Here is a 16,309-nt window from a genome sequence, read left to right as displayed (position 1 = left end):
CCCAGTTCTGACTCTCCCGCCCCTAGGGCGCGAGCATGCCAGAACCGGGGGTGCGCAACAAAGCGATGACTAGACTTTGTTAACTTCCACGCTCACGGCAACCCCGTCGCCCACTGATCCGTTGAACCCATCGGAAACCGGGCCATAGCCAACGGAAGTCGCCAACGTCTCGGACGCGACGAACTTCTCGTGCGCCCGCGCGGCCGCCTCGACCTCGCCGGACACCGACAGCACCAACGAGATCCGGTCGGCCACGTCCAGGTTGGCGTCCCGGCGGGCCTGCTGGACCACCCGGACCAGGTCGCGCACCAGGCCCTCGGCGGCCAGCTCCGGCGTCACGTCGGTGTCCAGCACGACCAGGCCCGAACCGCCCGGCAGCGGAGCCGCCACGCCGTGGTCGCCCGTGACCAGCCGGCGCTCGTACTCGCCTTCGCGCAGCTCGACCCCTGCCGCCACAACGGCTCCCGACTCGGACGTGGTCCACTCGCCCGCCTTCACCGCCTTGATCACCGTCTGGACGTCCTTGCCCAGCCGGGGACCGGCGGCCCGAGCGTTCACCACGAGCTCGAAATGCCCGTGTGCGGCCACATCCGTGGTCAGCTCCACCTGCTTGACGTTCACCTCGTCGGCCAGCAGGTCCGTGAACGGCTCGAGCACCTCGGCGTCGTCGGCCGCGATCACCAGGCGTGCCAACGGAAGCCGCACGCGCAGCTTGTTGGCCTTGCGCAACGACAACGCCGCCGACGCCACCTGCCGGACCCGGTCCATGCCCTCGACCAACGCACTGTCCGCGGGCAGCAGGTCCACCGACGGCCAGTCCGCCATGTGCACCGACCGCTCACCGGTCAGCCCGCGCCACACCGCTTCCGTTGTCAGTGGCAGCAAGGGCGCGGTCACCCGGCTCACCACCTCCAGCACGGTGTGCAGGGTGTCGATCGCATCCTTGTCACCGGCCCAGAACCGGTCCCGCGACCGCCGGACGTACCAGTTGGTCAGCACCTCCAGGTACTCCCGGACCGCCGCACACGCCCCGGAAACGTCGTACGTCTCAAGGGCTTCGCCGACGTAGGCGACCAGATCATGAGTCTTGGCAAGGACATACCGGTCCAGCACGTGCCGCGAGTCGGTCCGCCACGTGCCCTCGACGCCTTCCGCGTTGGCGTACAACGCGAGGAAGTAGTACGAGTTCCACAACGGCAGCACGGCCTGGCGCACCGCGTCCCGGATCCCGCGGTCGGTGACGATCAGGTTGCCACCGCGGAGGATCGGCGAGGACATCAGGAACCAGCGCATGGCGTCCGCGCCGTCCCGCTCGAACACCTCGTTGACGTCCGGGTAGTTGCGCAGCGACTTGGACATCTTCTGCCCGTCGTCGCCGAGCACGATCCCGTGCGCCACGCAGTTGCGGAACGCCGGCCGGTCGAACAGCGCCGTCGCCAGCACGTGCAGCGTGTAGAACCAGCCCCGCGTCTGGCCGTTGTACTCGACGATGAAGTCGCCCGGGTAGTGGTGCTCGAACCAGTCGGCGTTCTCGAACGGATAGTGCACCTGGGCGAACGGCATCGACCCGGACTCGAACCAGCAGTCCAGCACCTCGGGAACGCGGCGCATCATGGATTTCCCGGTCGGGTCGTCCGGGTTGGGCCGCACCAGGTCGTCGATCGCCGGGCGGTGCAGATCCGTTGGCCGCACACCGAAGTCGCGCTCCAGCTCGTCCAGCGAGCCGTACACGTCGGTGCGCGGGTACTCCGGGTTGTCCGAGCGCCAGACCGGGATCGGCGAGCCCCAGTACCGGTTGCGCGAGATGCCCCAGTCGATCGCGTTGGCCAGCCACTTGCCGAACTGGCCGTCCTTGATGTGCTCGGGCACCCAGTTGATCTGCTGGTTGAGCTCCACCATCCGGTCACGGAACTGGGTCACCGCAACGAACCACGACGAGACCGCCCGCTGGATCAGCGGGTTGTCGCACCGCCAGCAGTGCGGGTACGGGTGGTCGTAGGTCTCGTGCCGCAGCAGCAGGCCCGCTTCCTTGAGGTCGCGGATGATCACCCGGTTCGCGTCGAACACGTGCATGCCAACGTAGGGCGCCACCTCGTCGGTGAACTCGCCGTGCGGGCTCACCGGCAGCACCACGTCGATCCCGGCAGCGTCGGTGACGACCTTGTCGTCCTCACCGAAGGCGGGGGCGATGTGCACGATGCCCGTACCGTCCTCTGTGGTCACATAGTCGGCCGCGAGGAACTGGTGCGCGTTGGGCTGCTTGCCGTAGAAGAAGTCGAACGGCGGCCGGTAGCGGCGGCCGACGAGGTCGCTTCCCTTGTACCGGGCCACGATCCGCTCGGCAGCGTCCTCGCCCAGCTCGCGGGTGTAGGCGTACAGCCGGGCCTCGGCCAGCAGGTAGCGCTCGCCCTCGTGCTCGACGGTGACGTAGTCGACGTCCGGGTGCACGGCCGCGGCCAGGTTGCTCGGCAGCGTCCACGGCGTAGTGGTCCAGACCAGCGCCTTCTCGCCGGTGTCCAGCCGCAGCGCGACGGTCACCGCCGGGTCCTGCCGGTCCTTGTAGACCTCGTCCATCTTGGTCTCGGTGTTGGACAGCGGCGTCTCACATCGCCAGCAGTACCACATCACCTTGAAGCCCTCGTAGACCAAGCCCTTGTCCCACAAGGACTTGAACGCCCACATGACGCTTTCCATGTAGTCGAGGTCGAGCGTCTTGTAGTCGTTGTCGAAGTCGACCCAGCGGGCCTGGCGGGTGACGTAGTCGCGCCATTCCTGGGTGAACCGCAGCACCGAGGTGCGGCAGGCGTCGTTGAACGCGGCGACACCGAACTCCTCGATGTCGGCCTTGGTCTTGAAGCCCAGCTCCTGCTCGGCGGTGATCTCGGCCGGCATGCCGTGCGTGTCCCAGCCGAACCGGCGCTCGACGTGCTTGCCGCGCATGGTCTGGAACCGCGGGACGACGTCCTTGACGTAGCCGGTCAGCAGGTGGCCGTAGTGCGGCAGGCCGTTGGCGAACGGGGGGCCGTCGTAGAAGACGTACTCGTTCGAGCCGTTCTGGCCGGCCGGGCGTGCCTCGATCGAGGCCGGGAAGGTCCGGTCGATCTCCCAGTACTGGAGAACCTCGGCCTCGAGCTTCGGGAAGGACGGCTGGGCGGGCACGCTCGCCTCGCCGCCATGCGTGGCCTTGGGGTACGGCATCGCTCGGGTACCTCTCGCGGTCGTCACGTCCTCGTGGGGACGACACGCCAGGCTTCCTGGCGTACCGCGGTACCACCCCGATTGCGCCCGTGAAACCCCGAGCGCCTCTCGTTGACGGCTGTGACGGGCCTGCCCGTCCGGTTCTACTGAGGCCGTGACAATCGCCACAGCCCGTTCTTCCGGAGGCTCCCCGGTGATGGCCGGATCGGTGCCTGTACCTCAAAGGATACGGGTCCGTGCAAACGGCTTAACGGCCAGCCCGGTGGCGGGCCGCCAGCATCGCGTCCGGCCCGCACAGGGCGCACGGGGTGAAGCCGAGGTCGCGGGCCTCGGACACCGGCAACGGCAGGGTCGGGCGGTCGCCCAGCCACTTGCACGTCACCAGGTGGTACCGGGGCCGCTCGTCGATCACCACGACCTGGTCGGACAGCTCGCTGACCACCAGCAGGTCGGTGGCGTCGGTGTTCTCCTCGGCCGGCTCGGTCGCCGGGTCGAGCGGCACGAACGGCTCCACCGACGTGACCTCGGCCACCGGCGGCTGGGTCTGGGTGACCTCCGGACCCTCCAGCGGACCGTCCAGCTCGGGCACGTGCTCCCACTCGTCGTCGCGAGCCGGAGTCGTGCCGGGCTGCTCCCCGACGGTCCTCAGGTCGATCCGGGAGATCTGCGGACCCAGCGGCTGGGACTCGTGGCCCAGCACGTCGGCGACCGTCGTATCGCCCACCATGGGCAGGTCACTGCGGGAGATGGCCTGACCGGACCTCGTCGTCGCGGCGGCCACCTTCGCCTTGTCCTGCCCGGACGCAGCCGTCTGCGCCCGGCGTCGCCTGTTGCGCAGCCAGTCCATCACCAGCAGGCCGGCAGCGACCACGCTGATCAGGACCGAGATCCAGGCCCACAAGGTGTTGGCCGTGGTCAGTGCCGCGATCAGCAGACCGAGCGCGGCCACCACGAGCAACAGCACCAGAACGAGCATGAGAACTACTCAGACCCCGTCTCAGCCCGCTTCGGCCGCGCGCGGCCCGAACGAGTACCCCTGCTGGCTGGCCGACCGGCTCCCCTCCGACGGCGGTGCCGCCGGTGCCCGGTCCTCCAGCTCGCGGAGCGAGGACTGGAGCAGCGTCTTCAGGCGCGTGCGGTACTCGCGCTCGAAGGTCCGCAGGGTCTCCAGCTTCTTCTCCAGGGTCGTGCGTTCCTGCTGCGCCGAGCCGATCAGCTCGGTGTGCTTGCGCTGCGCGTCGCGCTCCAGCGCGGTCGCCTTCTCGCGGGCCTGCCGCTCCAGCGTGTCCGCCCGGGTGCGCGCGTCGTTGAGCATGGTCTCGGCCCGGGTCCGGGACTCGTTGATCATGGTGTCGGACTTCGCGCGGGCCTCGGACATCAGCTGCTCGGCCTTGGTGCGGGCCTCGGCGAGCATGCCGTCCGACTCGGCCTTGGCCTCGCCGGTGAGCCGGTCGGCCATCTCCTGGGCCAAGCCGAGCACCTTGGCGGCCTGCACGTGGTGGTCACCACCGCCGGCGCCCGGGTTGGTCTGCTCCAGCGCGCTCGGTGGCGGCACCGGGGTCAGGCGCCGCGAGGGCACCGGCTCCTCCACGACACGGGTGGGCGGGCCGGAGGAGAGGTTCGCCCTGGCGTCGTCCAGATCCGCCCGCGACGCTTCGAGCTGCGCGTCCAGCTGCTCGACCTGTGCACGCAGATCGTTGTTCTCCTCGATCAGCCGGGCCAGTTCGCCCTCGACCAGGTCGAGGAAAGCGTCCACCTCGTCCTCGTTGTAGCCCCGCTTCCCGATAGGAGGCTTGCTGAACGCGACGTTATGCACGTCAGCGGGGGTCAACGACATCAGATCACCTCACGCACTCACGGCCTGCGGGCATCCCGGGTTCCCCGTTCACCCGGGATACACCAGTCGCATTCCGATGAACACGACCAGCAGCAGCACCATAATCGATAAGTCCAGTCCTACGCCTCCGATCCGGACCATCGGGATCAGCCGACGGGCTAGCCGGACCGGAGGGTCGGTCACTGTGTAGATGGTCTCCAGCGCAACCGCAACCCCGCCCGCTGGATGCCACTCACGGGCGAACGCGCGGACCAACTCCACGATCACCCGCGCCGTGAGCAGCAGCCAGAACGCGAACAGCACGTACCAAACTGCGAGAAGCACTGGTTCCACGGTTACAACTCTGCCATTGGTCAGCCCCGGGAGGCGAACCCACCCTCGGCGAGCCGTCTGCGGTCCTCGGCACTGACGTCGACGTTCGGCGGTGAGATCAAGAACACTTTGTTGGTGACCTTGTCCATCGCGCCGCGCATCGCGAACGCCAGACCGGCCGCGAAGTCGACCAGCCGCCGGGCGTCCGAGTCGTCCATCTCGGTCAGGTTCATGATCACCGGCGTGCCCTCGCGGTAGTGCTCGCCGATGGTCCTGGCCTCGATGTAGCTGGTCGGATGCAGGGTGATGATCCGGCCGAGCGGCGAGGCCGCGGGTGCCGTCTCGGGCACCGGGCGCAGCCGTCCGGCGGGCTCGCGGTGCGGTTCGACGGCCAGCGCGCCCCTGGTCGGCGGCGTGTCCCCGGCCCAGGCGGCCGGGCGCCCCCGGCCACGGTCGGCCGGCTGGTAGTCGTCCTCGGGGTCGTCGCGGTAGCCGGAGCGGCGGCGACGGGCCGGGCGCTCCGAATACGGAGAGTAGTCATCCTCGACGTACTCCGAGCGATAGCCGTCCGAGCGGTACGACCCATAGCGGTCGTCCTCGCCCTCGTACTCCTCGTCGTCCGCCGGGACCATTCCGAAGTAGGCCTTCAGCTTCTGCAGCGCGCTCATGCGTGTGCCTCTCCTCCGCGACTCCCGAGGCTCGCGGACCCCGCCCTTGCCCGATCCAGGTATACCCAAAACCGCAGGGGACCGGGCCGTGAATCGCACTCAGGGTGAGGTTAACGGCCGCTCCCCTAGCAGAGCGGTTCCGACACGCACGCAGGTGGACCCGTATGCGATGGCGGTCTCCAGATCGGCACTCATTCCAGCGGACATCTCGATTGCTTCGGGGTGATCGTTACGGGTCCGCTCGAAGACCTTTGCCAGCAGGTCGAAGGCCTTTTCCGCAGGCCAGCCGAGTGGAGCCACCGCCATCAGACCACGAAATCTCAGTTCACTCGACCGAGTTACCCCGTCGGCCAGGGCGGCAACCCCCGAAATGGGGACGCCGCCGCGAGCCGAATCACCGTCGAGGCTCACCTGAATAAGAACGTCGAGTGGCGAACTTCGGTCACCCGCTGTCAGCGCCGCGTCCACCCCTCGGGTCAACGCGTCCGCCAGCCGGGCGGAGTCCAGGGACTGGACCACCGAGGCCCACCGGGCCACCGACCTGGCCTTGTTCCGCTGGAGCTGCCCGACCATGTGCCACCGCACACCGACGCCAGGCAGCAGTTCACCGACGGCCCGGGACTTCGGCCCGGCTTCCTGGTCGCGATTCTCAGCCAGCTCGGTCAGCCCGAGCCGGGCCAGCTCAGCGGCATCCTCGGCGGGGAAACGCTTGGTCACCGGCAGCAGTTTGACGGTGTCGGCACCCCGGTTGACCTGCGCACATGCCCGTTCGATACGATCTTGGACACGCGCGATCGCGGCCTTGAGCTCCTCGGCGCGTTTCGTCATGCCGGCTCGACCCAGGTCAGAGCGGCCAATCGCCCAGTGGTCCCTTCCCTGCGGTGACTGAACAGCGAACGGTCCTCCACCGTGCACCGGGGGTCGATTCCGATCTTGGCCACGCCCACCGCGGCGAGCTGCTCCCACAACCCGGCACGGAGGTCCAAACCGGTCGTTCCGGACCTGGTCTTGCTCGCGCTGCCCGGCAGGTGCTTCTCCACGTCCGCCTGCATCGCCGGCGGCACCTCGTAGCACTGCCCGCAGACCGCCGGGCCGAGCAGCACCTCGATCCGGTTGATCCGGGCGCCCGCGTCCTTCATCGCCTGCAACGCTGCTGGCAGCACGCCAACCCGAGCGCCCACCCGACCGGCGTGCACCGCGCCGACGACACCCGCCTCCGGGTCGGCGAGCAGGACTGGCACACAGTCGGCAGTGAGAACCGCCACTGCCAGTCCCGGCTGCGCGGTGACGATCGCGTCGGTCGCCTCGACCGGTTCGGTCGCCGGCCCGTCGATGATCACAGCGTTGCGGCCGTGGACCTGTTCCATCCAGACGATGTGGTCCTCGGCGAGCTTGAGGTCGTGGGCGAGCCGGCGATGGTTGGCGGCGACCGCCGCCGGATCATCACCGACCCGGCCGCCCAGGTTGAACGAGTCGTAAGGCTTGGCCGACACCCCACCGGCCCGGGTCGTGACCACCCGACGGATCCGCAAAGTCTGCTCCCAAAAGACTCGTGAGTGCCCTCGCCGGGTCTCCGGCGTGGGCACTCACGAGGATATGTCTCAGCGTCCCTTGCTCAGCGGCGCATGAACGGCGGAACGTCCACCTCGTCGTCCGGGTCGTCCGGGACCGGGGTGATCCGGCCGGGCAGCTGGCCCGGGCGGACCGGTTCGGACCGGTCGAAGCTGCGCTGGCCGGGCAGGCTCGGGTTGCGCGGCTCCACCCGTGGCGTCTGGTAGGTCGTCGCCGGGGGCGGGGTCTGCGGAGCGGCCGGCGCCCGGTACTCGGTGGGCGGCGGCTGCGTCTGGGCGACCGGCGGCGGAGGTGGCGGCGTCACGGGGGCCGGCGGCTGCTCCGGTTCCGGCTTGGCCACCTGGCCCGCCGTCGCGGCCGCGGTCGTCGTGGACGACCGGGACACGACCATGGTCGGGTCCAGCTTCTTGTGCGTCGGCGTCCCGCTGTCGAACCCGGCCGCGATCACGGTGACCCGCACCTCGTCGCCGAGCGAGTCGTCGATGACCGTACCGAAGATGATGTTGGCCTCGGGGTGCGCGGACTCCTGGACCAGCGAGGCCGCCTCGTTGATCTCGAACAGGCCGAGGTCCGAGCCGCCCGCGATGGCCAGCAGCACGCCGTGCGCGCCGTCCATCGAGGCCTCGAGCAGCGGCGAGTTGATCGCCTTCTGCGCGGCCTGCATCGCTCTGCCCTCGCCGCGCGACGAGCCGATGCCCATCAGCGCGCTGCCCGCGCCGGACATGACGCTCTTCACGTCGGCGAAGTCGAGGTTGATCAGACCGGGGGTGGTGATCAGGTCGGTGATGCCCTGGACACCGGACAGCAGCACCTCGTCGGCCGACCGGAACGCGTCCATCAGGCTCACGCCCACGTCGCCGAGCTGCAGCAGCCGGTCGTTCGGGATGACGATGAGCGTGTCGCACTCGTTGCGCAGCTCTGTTATCCCCTCTTCGGCCTGGCGCGCGCGGCGCTTGCCCTCGAAGGAGAACGGGCGGGTGACCACACCGATGGTCAGCGCGCCGAGCTTGCGGGCGACCGACGCGACCACGGGGGCACCACCGGTACCCGTGCCGCCGCCCTCGCCCGCGGTCACGAACACCATGTCCGCGCCCTTGAGGACCTCTTCGATCTCCTCGCGGTGGTCTTCGGCGGCCTTGTGGCCCACTTCGGGGTTGGCACCGGCACCAAGGCCACGGGTCAGCTCACGACCGATGTCCAGCTTCACGTCGGCGTCGGACATCAGCAGGGCTTGCGCGTCGGTGTTCACCGCGATGAACTCGACGCCCTTGAGGCCGACCTCGATCATTCGGTTGACGGCGTTGACCCCGCCGCCGCCGATACCGACGACCTTGATCACCGCCAGATAGTTGTGCGGGGGCGTCATCGGTTCCGCCTTCCTCCAGTCTTGGGCTCACACATGGACACGCCGTCCGGCGGCCACGCAAACCCTCAACCTCAACCAGAGATCCAGAGTCATGTCAACCCCGTACGTCTTCCCGCAGGACGTTAAGCACCTAACGGGCCCGGGTCCAGCCACCACGCCGTATGTGACCGAGCCGATCCTCGATGATCACCCGTATCCACTACCGCCCGGCGGTCGCGGAAAGGATATCGAGATCCGGCCGGGCGCGGTGATTCAGCGCCCACCAAGCGGAATGTCCACACTGGACGACCCCGGCCGGCGTTGCGGCGAGTTCCCGCCCAAGATCACCTGGACATGTTTCACCAAACACCCATAACCTGCGGAAAGTCACCAACCGCAACCAGGGAGGTTACTTTGCGCGCACGTGTGCTGATCAGGTCATTAGTGGGTATGGCCGTCGTCGCGGCCGGTGTCACGCTCACCATCACGTCCGGTTCGGCCCAGCCCGGACCGCCCCCGGCCGGCGCCCCCAAGGCCGCCGCACAGGTCGACGCCGGGCCCCAGCCGCCGCCGGCGGCGGTCGCGGCCCAGGTCAGGAACGCCGCGCCGGGCCGTGAGCTGGGCAAAGGCCCATCGCTTCGGGTGGACGAGGTCGCCACGGCGGGCGCCAAAGCGCCAGCCGTGCGGCTGACCATCTCGGGCACGTTCCCCCTCCGCGACCTGGACCCCACCGTGCTCGTCGACAACACACCGGTCGGCCGGGGCATCACCGCAGCTGACGCGGGTTCCCTTCGGGTGGCCGTCGGCGATCCGTCGGTGCTCAAGACCGGCGCCGTCGTGGCCTATCGCTACGGAACCGGGCCAGTCACCGTCGTCGGCGCGCTCACCCAGGGGGTCAGGTGAAACGCGTACTCATCGCGCTGGGCGCGGCCATGCTCGTGCCGTTGGTTCCGTTGACGGCCACAGCCGCTGATGTGCCAGACCCGTTGGCTCCCGGCTCACATCAGGTTTCGGAGACTGGCTACACCCTGGGCGACACGGCGTTCCAGCCGCCGAACTTTCCCGGCCCGGTGGAGCTGACCGGTCAGGCCTACTACCCCACAGACGTGGACAACGGTCCGTACCCCACTGTCGTACTGCTGCACGGGCGGCACGCGACCTGTGTGATCGATGGTCAACCGTACCCGTCCGGAGACTGGCCCTGTCCCAGCAACGGCAAGCCGATCCCGAGTTACCTCGGCTACGGCGAACTGGCGCGCAACCTGGCGAGTCACGGGTACTCCGTCATCTCCGTCAGCGCCAACGGCATCAACTCGGCCGACGCGATGGACCCGTCCTATGGCCAACCGGCCCGCGGCGAGCTGGTGTTGAAGCACCTGGATCTGCTGAAGCAGTGGAGCCAGCAGGCCGATGGAGCATTGCCGCAGAACGTGGCCAAGGCGTACGACCTCACCAAGGTCGGTGTGATGGGGCACTCGCGCGGTGGTGAGGGTGTAGTCAATGCCGTCGACCTGAACTCGCAACGGGAACAGCGGTACGGCATCAAGGCCCTGCTGCCTCTGGCGGCGACCGACTTCGAACGCCGTATTCCTACCGGTGTTGCCATGGCCGCGGTGGAGCCAACGTGTGACGGTGACGTCTCGGACCTGCAGGGTGTGCACTACTACGACGACGGCCGCTACCGCATAGCCACAGATCATGCGGTGCGTCACGTCATCACCGTGTTCGGCGCCAACCACAACTACTTCAACAGCGTGTGGTCCGACAGCTCAGGTCTGCCAGGGTCCGGCGACGACTGGGGCTACACCAACGCGCCAAACTCGCCGTGTTCACCGGGGACGCCTACGCGCCTGACGGAACAACAGCAGCGCGCGGTCGGTACGGCATACATGGGTGCATTCTTCCGCTACGCCCTCGGCGGCGAATCGGCCTTCGCGCCGCTGTTTAACGGCAGCGAATCCGTGGGGGCGCTGGGCAAGGTGCTCGTGTCGTACTCGCCGCCGTCAGCTTCCGGGCGTCGCTTGGATGTCAACCGGTTCGCGAGCTGGCGGCTGGCCGGTCCGAACGACCTCGGCGGGCAGACCACGACAAGCGGAAAGCTGACGTCGAAATCCTGCGGTGGGGGGACGGACGCGTACGGGTCATGCCTGCGCTGGGGCCAGGCCAGCAGTCTGCGGGAACCGCACCGCGGGTTCGGGTTCGGCGGTGTGCAGGCGCAGTCAGTGAGCTGGACGGCCACGGACGCCGTGCTGGCCAACGCCATTCCCGAGCAGCGCGGGGATGTCCACGGCTACAAGGCGATCCAGTTCCGGGCCGCGGTCGACTACACCAGTGAGCTCAACAAGCCAGGTGCGGTGCAGGATCTGCACGTGACTGTGACGGATGCCAGCGGCCACACGGCTTCCGCACCGGCGGGCCAGTTCGGCAAGGGCCTGGAGTACCCGCCGACCAACGCGGCCGACGACGTGGTCCCGCACCTGCTGCTCAACCAGATCCGGATCCCGTTGAACGCCTTCACCGGCGTGGACCTGACCCAGATCCGCTCGGTCGGCCTGGCCTTCGACGCCACCCCCAGCGGCACCCTCACCCTCGCCGACCTCTCCTTCACCGACTAATCCCCAGCTAGCTGGGAGTTAGGAGGCGATGGTGGGCAGGTCGGGGGCGGAGACGTCGTAGGTCTTTCCTGGTCGGGTCAGCAGCGCGGCCAGCACCATCGCCTTGCGCTCGGTGTCCGCGCTGTTGCCCCACTTCACCACGCGGCCGTCGGTCAGCGTCAGCTGGACGCTGCCGGCGGTCTGCGCGGTGAGGCCCACGACCATGTTCCGCAGCTGCTGCGGAATCCTTGCCAGCACGTCGACAACGGCGTGTGTCGCCGGATCCGCGGGGTTGATGTTGGCGACCTCGATCGACGGCAGTCCCGTCGGTACCTGGGGGATGGTGGCGAAGTCCGTGCCACTGCCGTCGACCATGTGCACACCGTCGGGCCGTTTCACGAAACCAACGGGATCCCGTTCGTGCACGGTGATGACCACAGTCGTGGGCCAGGACCGTTCCACGTCGACCTTCGCCACCCGCGGCAGCGTGGCCACGCGTTTCACGATCTCGTCGGTGTCGAGGCGCACCAACGGAGTGTCCATCTCCACCGCGGCCACCTGACGGACCTGTTCGGGTGTCAGGCCCTGCGTGCCCTCGACTTCCACGTTGTGCACACCCAGCACACCGGTGAACAGCAACAGATACAGCGAACCGAGGACCGCCAGGAACACGACCAGCACCGTCCACCGGCGCATCAGCGCGCGACGGCGAGTGGGCCGCAGCCGGTCCCGCTTCTCCCGACGCGCCCGCGCCGCCGCACCCGCAGTGGACGGAGTGCGGCGACGATCAGGACGCGTCGGGGTAGTCACGCGCGGTCCAGTGCGGCGATCAGTTCGGGACCCAGCGAGGTGACATCGCCCGCGCCCATGGTCAGGACGAGGTCCCCGTCGGTGACCAGGCCTGCGACCAGGTCGGGCACCTTGTCGAACGCGGGCTCGTAGTGCACGTAGTCGCTGGACAATGGCACGGCGTCGGCGATCAGCGCGCCGCTCACCCCGGGCTCCGGGGCCTCGCGCGCGCCGAACACGTCCAGCACCACGACCTCGTCGGCCAGCGCCAGCGCCTCGCCGAACTCCTTGGCGAACGTGCGGGTCCGCGAGTAGAGGTGCGGCTGGAACACCACGATCACGCGGCCGCCCTGAGCCGCGGGGCGGACCGCCCGCAGCTGCGCTGCGACCTCGGTGGGGTGGTGCGCGTAGTCGTCGTACACGCGGACGCCCCGCGAGCGGCCCTTGAACTCGAACCGCCGCCGCACCCCGCCGAACGCGGCCATGCCTTCCAGCAGGCCCTCCAGTGGCGCGCCGAGCTCGAGACCGGCGAGCAGCGCGGCCAGCCCGTTGGCGGCCATGTGCTCGCCCGGCACCGCGATGCCGACCTCGATCTCCTTGCCCGCCAACGAGATCACCGCACGTCCGGCGCCGTCGACCGGGTCGTAGGACAGCAGCTTGGCCGCGTCGTCGCCGTATGCCGTCTTGCCGTACCGGCGAACCCGGATGCCACGCGCCTCCGCCTTCTCGGCCAGTGCGGCCGCGCCTGGGTCGTCCGCACAGGCGATGAGCACGCCGCCAGGCACGATCCGGTCCACAAAGGACTCGAAGACCTCCGCGTAGGCCTCGGGGGTGCCGTGGTGGTCCAGGTGGTCCGCCTCGACGTTGGTGACCACCGTGACCGACGGGGAGAACGCCAGGAACGACCCGTCGCTCTCGTCCGCCTCGGCCACGAAGATCCCGCCGGTGCCCTGGTGCGCGTTGGCCCCGGACTCGTTGAGATCGCCACCGATGGCGAACGACGGGTCCAACCGGCAGTGTTGTAGCGCAACGGTCAGCATCGACGTGGTCGACGTCTTGCCGTGTGTACCGGCGATGCACGCGACCCGGTGGCCGGCCATCAGGCCCGCGAGCGCCTCGGACCGGTGCAGCACGGTGATCCCGCGCCGCCGGGCCTCGACCAGCTCCGGGTTGTCCTCCTTGATCGCGGTGGACACCACCACCGCGCTCGGGCCGTCCGGCAGCAGGTCCAGGTTCTCCGCCGCCTGGCCGACCGCGATGTTCGCGCCCTGCGCCCGCAGCGCGAGCATGGTCCGCGACTCCTTGGCGTCCGACCCGGACACCGGCAGGCCGCGGGCCAGCAGGATCCGCGCGATGCCGCTCATCCCGGCGCCGCCGATGCCGACCAGGTGCGTCCTGGACAGCACCTCGGGGGTCTCCGGGGTCTCGATGTCTCCGATCGCGCTGCTCACTTGCCCACCACGTCCAGCACCATCCGGGCCAGCACGTCGGCGGCGTGCTTGTGTCCGGTGTTCATCGTCGCCTGGCTCATCGCCTCGAGCTGCCGCGAGTTGGTCATCAGCGGGAGCACGGACTCACGCACCCGCTCCGGGGTCAGGTCGGCGTCGTCGATCATCAGCGCGCCACCGGCCTTGACCACCGGCAGGCCGTTGAGCGCCTGCTCACCGTTGCCGTGCGGGAGCGGCACGAAGATCGCCGGCAGGCCGACCGCGGACACCTCGGCCACGGTCATCGCGCCGGACCGGCACAGCACCGCGTCGGCCGCCGCGTAGGCCAGGTCCATCCGGTCCACGTACGGCACCGGGACGTACGGCGGCGCGCCCGGAACCTGTTGCACCGCAACGGTGTTCTTCGGGCCGTGGACGTGCAGCACGCCCACCCCGGCCCGGGCGAACTCGCTGGCCAGCGGCGACACCGCGGTGTTGATCGAGCGCGCACCCTGCGAACCGCCGGTGACCAGCAGCGTCGGCGCGGTCGGGTGCAGCTGGAAGTACTGGCGGGCCTGGGCTCGCAGCGCGGCCCGGTTGAGCTCGGTGATGGACGCCCGCAGCGGGATGCCGATCACCTCGGCGTCCGGCAGGCCCGAGTCCGGCACGGCCGCGGCCACCTTGGCGGCGAACCTGGCGCCCACCTTGTTGGCCAGCCCGGCGCGTGCGTTGGCCTCGTGCACGACGATCGGCGTGCGGCCGCGTGCGGCCAGGTAGGCCGGCAGCGCCACGTAGCCGCCGAACCCGACGACGACGTCCGCGCCGACCCGTTCGAGCACCGCACGGGTGTGCTTGATCGCGCCGCGCACGTTCAACGGCAGCTTCAGCAGGTCCATCGTGGGCTTACGGGGCATCGGCACCGGCGGGATCATCTCCAGCGGGTAGCCCCGCGCCGGCACGATCTTGCCCTCCAGGCCCTTCTCCGTGCCGAGGGCGACCACCCGGGCGTCCGGCCGGGCCCGCATGACCGCGTCGGCCAACGCGAGAGCCGGCTCGATGTGCCCGGCCGTGCCCCCTCCGGCCACGACGACACATGGTCCCTGGTTAATGACGTCCTCCTTCGTCCGCACGGGGGTGGCCGGCGCGGCCCTGTGCGGAACGACGACGGTGTTCCGGTACCGGAACGCTGCGACGAGTCCTGCGACGCTCCTGAGGCTGACGCTCCGCCGTGCCGCCCCGCCCGGCGACCTTGCCCGGGCGCCCGGCCGCGCGTGGCGGCGTGGACGGTCGCACCGGTTTCTTCCTCGCGGGCGGGTTGTACACGTCGGGGGCGGGCAGCTTCAGCAGCCGGCCGAACCGACCTGGTCCCTGGGAGCGTAGTGCGGCCACCGATTCGGGTTCATGGCGAGCACAGTTAGCCAGGATCCCGAACACGAACATGGTGACGACGATGGAGCTGCCACCTGCGGAAATCATCGGCAGCGTGATGCCGGTGACGGGCAGCAGGCCGACCACGTAGGCGATGTTGATGGCGGCCTGGCCGACCAGCCAGACGGTCAGCGTGGCGGCCACCATCCGGATCCACGGGTCGATGTTGCGCGCCGCGATCCGCAGCCCGACCACCGCGAGCATGGCGAACAGGCCCAGCACCAGCGCGCAGCCGAGGAACCCCAGCTCCTCGCCGATCAGCGCGAAGATGAAGTCGTTGTGCACGTTGGGCAGGTACTTCCACTTCGACGAGCCCTGCCCGAGCCCCCGGCCCAGCAGCCCCCCGTTGGCCAGCGCGAGCAGCGCCTGAGTTGCCTGGTGGCCGGAGCCGGTCGGGTCGTCGTCGGGATGCAGGAACGACAACACCCGGTCCAGCCGGTACCCGGCGCCGATGGCCAGCACCAGCAGCCCCGCGAGGCCGCCGCCGGCGATCGCGCCGAACAGCCGCATCGGCGCCCCGGCGAACCACAGCAGCGAGAACAGCACCACGACCAGGGTGACCGTGCCGCCGAGGTCGGGCTGCATCATCACCAGCGCGAACATCAGCAGCGCGGCGGGCACGACCGGGACGAGAAGATGCCGATACTGGTGCAGCACGGCCTTCTTCTGCACGAGCACGTGCGCGCCCCACAGCACCAGCGCGAGCTTGGCGACCTCGATGGGCTGGAAGGACAGCGGCCCGATCACGAACCAGCTGCGCGCCCCGTTGAACTTCCTGCCCAGGAACAACACGAGCACGAGCAGCCCGATGCAGACGGCCAGCGCGCCGCTGGCGGACTGGCGCATGACCCGCAGCGGCATCCGCAGCCCGATCCAGAACACGACCGCGCCGATGATCACGAACAGCAGCTGCTTCTTGAACACGGCGTAGACCGAGTGGCTGGCCTCGTCCTGCAGCGACACGACCGAGGAGGCGGACAGCACCATCACCAGGCCGAGCACGGTGAGCAGGCCGAACACGGCCAGAACCAGGTGGAAGGAGGCCAGCGGCCGGCCGAGCCATGCGGTGAGCACCTTCCACACGCTGGTCCGTTTGCGGCGTTCCGCCCTGGCGCGCTTGCGCTCCTCGGCCTCGGTGA

At 69.3% G+C, this 16,309-nt stretch carries 14 protein-coding genes; 2 read left to right on the top strand and 12 right to left on the bottom strand.

Annotated features, from left to right (window positions below; genetic code table 11):
- Positions 1 to 69: 69 nt before the first annotated feature.
- The 8 genes from ileS to ftsZ all read right to left on the bottom strand — a co-directional run bounded on the left by ileS (position 70) and on the right by ftsZ (position 8,953).
- Entirely contained in the window at positions 70 to 3,198 is a 3,129-nt protein-coding gene (gene ileS, locus AB0J95_RS29555) for an isoleucine--tRNA ligase (RefSeq protein ID WP_364764786.1), read from the bottom strand.
- Between the two features lie 247 nt (positions 3,199 to 3,445).
- A complete protein-coding gene (locus tag AB0J95_RS29550) occupies positions 3,446 to 4,174 on the bottom strand; it encodes a hypothetical protein (RefSeq protein ID WP_364764783.1) in 729 nt (242 codons plus the stop codon).
- Between the two features lie 21 nt (positions 4,175 to 4,195).
- Complete coding sequence (locus tag AB0J95_RS29545; protein WP_364764780.1) at positions 4,196 to 5,035, bottom strand: DivIVA domain-containing protein; 840 nt, start codon at positions 5,033 to 5,035, stop codon at positions 4,196 to 4,198.
- Positions 5,036 to 5,083: 48 nt separating this feature from the next.
- A complete protein-coding gene (locus AB0J95_RS29540) occupies positions 5,084 to 5,359 on the bottom strand; it encodes a YggT family protein (RefSeq protein ID WP_364764778.1) in 276 nt (91 codons plus the stop codon).
- Between the two features lie 29 nt (positions 5,360 to 5,388).
- Complete coding sequence (gene sepF, locus AB0J95_RS29535; protein ID WP_364764776.1) at positions 5,389 to 6,015, bottom strand: cell division protein SepF; 627 nt, start codon at positions 6,013 to 6,015, stop codon at positions 5,389 to 5,391.
- Between the two features lie 99 nt (positions 6,016 to 6,114).
- Positions 6,115 to 6,843: a YggS family pyridoxal phosphate-dependent enzyme gene (locus tag AB0J95_RS29530; protein WP_364764773.1), complete on the bottom strand. Its 729-nt coding sequence runs from the start codon at positions 6,841 to 6,843 to the stop codon at positions 6,115 to 6,117.
- Positions 6,840 to 7,547, bottom strand: coding sequence for a peptidoglycan editing factor PgeF (gene pgeF, locus AB0J95_RS29525; RefSeq protein ID WP_364764770.1), 708 nt, complete (start codon positions 7,545 to 7,547; stop codon positions 6,840 to 6,842). The genes AB0J95_RS29530 and pgeF overlap by 4 nt, the downstream gene beginning before the upstream one ends.
- Before the next feature lie 83 nt (positions 7,548 to 7,630).
- Complete coding sequence (gene ftsZ, locus AB0J95_RS29520) at positions 7,631 to 8,953, bottom strand: cell division protein FtsZ (protein ID WP_364764767.1); 1,323 nt, start codon at positions 8,951 to 8,953, stop codon at positions 7,631 to 7,633.
- A gap of 393 nt (positions 8,954 to 9,346) precedes the next feature.
- Between ftsZ and AB0J95_RS29515 the strand changes: the two genes are divergently transcribed.
- Together AB0J95_RS29515 and AB0J95_RS29510 are read left to right on the top strand one after the other, a co-directional pair.
- Positions 9,347 to 9,835, top strand: coding sequence for a hypothetical protein (locus AB0J95_RS29515; RefSeq protein WP_364764764.1), 489 nt, complete (start codon positions 9,347 to 9,349; stop codon positions 9,833 to 9,835).
- Positions 9,832 to 11,547 carry a hypothetical protein gene (locus tag AB0J95_RS29510; RefSeq protein WP_364764761.1) on the top strand — a complete coding sequence of 572 codons (1,716 nt, stop codon included), beginning with the start codon at positions 9,832 to 9,834 and terminating at the stop codon, positions 11,545 to 11,547. The genes AB0J95_RS29515 and AB0J95_RS29510 overlap by 4 nt, the downstream gene beginning before the upstream one ends.
- 18 nt (positions 11,548 to 11,565) lie before the next feature.
- On the opposite strand, the gene AB0J95_RS29505 is transcribed toward AB0J95_RS29510, so the two are convergent.
- From AB0J95_RS29505 to ftsW, 4 genes are read right to left on the bottom strand one after another with little or no spacing between them, the layout of a single operon-like run.
- Positions 11,566 to 12,336: an FtsQ-type POTRA domain-containing protein gene (locus AB0J95_RS29505; protein ID WP_364764758.1), complete on the bottom strand. Its 771-nt coding sequence runs from the start codon at positions 12,334 to 12,336 to the stop codon at positions 11,566 to 11,568.
- Entirely contained in the window at positions 12,333 to 13,766 is a 1,434-nt protein-coding gene (gene murC, locus AB0J95_RS29500) for a UDP-N-acetylmuramate--L-alanine ligase (protein ID WP_364764755.1), read from the bottom strand. The genes AB0J95_RS29505 and murC overlap by 4 nt, the downstream gene beginning before the upstream one ends.
- A complete protein-coding gene (gene murG, locus AB0J95_RS29495; protein WP_364764752.1) occupies positions 13,763 to 14,872 on the bottom strand; it encodes an undecaprenyldiphospho-muramoylpentapeptide beta-N-acetylglucosaminyltransferase in 1,110 nt (369 codons plus the stop codon). The genes murC and murG overlap by 4 nt, the downstream gene beginning before the upstream one ends.
- Positions 14,847 to 16,253, bottom strand: coding sequence for a putative lipid II flippase FtsW (ftsW, locus tag AB0J95_RS29490; protein WP_364765481.1), 1,407 nt, complete (start codon positions 16,251 to 16,253; stop codon positions 14,847 to 14,849). The genes murG and ftsW overlap by 26 nt, the downstream gene beginning before the upstream one ends.
- Positions 16,254 to 16,309: the final 56 nt, after the last annotated feature.

Source organism: Actinocrispum sp. NPDC049592 (assembly GCF_040675465.1).
Classification (GTDB): Bacteria; Actinomycetota; Actinomycetes; order Mycobacteriales; family Pseudonocardiaceae; genus Kibdelosporangium.
The sequence above is the reverse complement of the archived record's forward strand: the minus strand, read 5'-3'. Positions and strand labels throughout refer to the sequence as shown.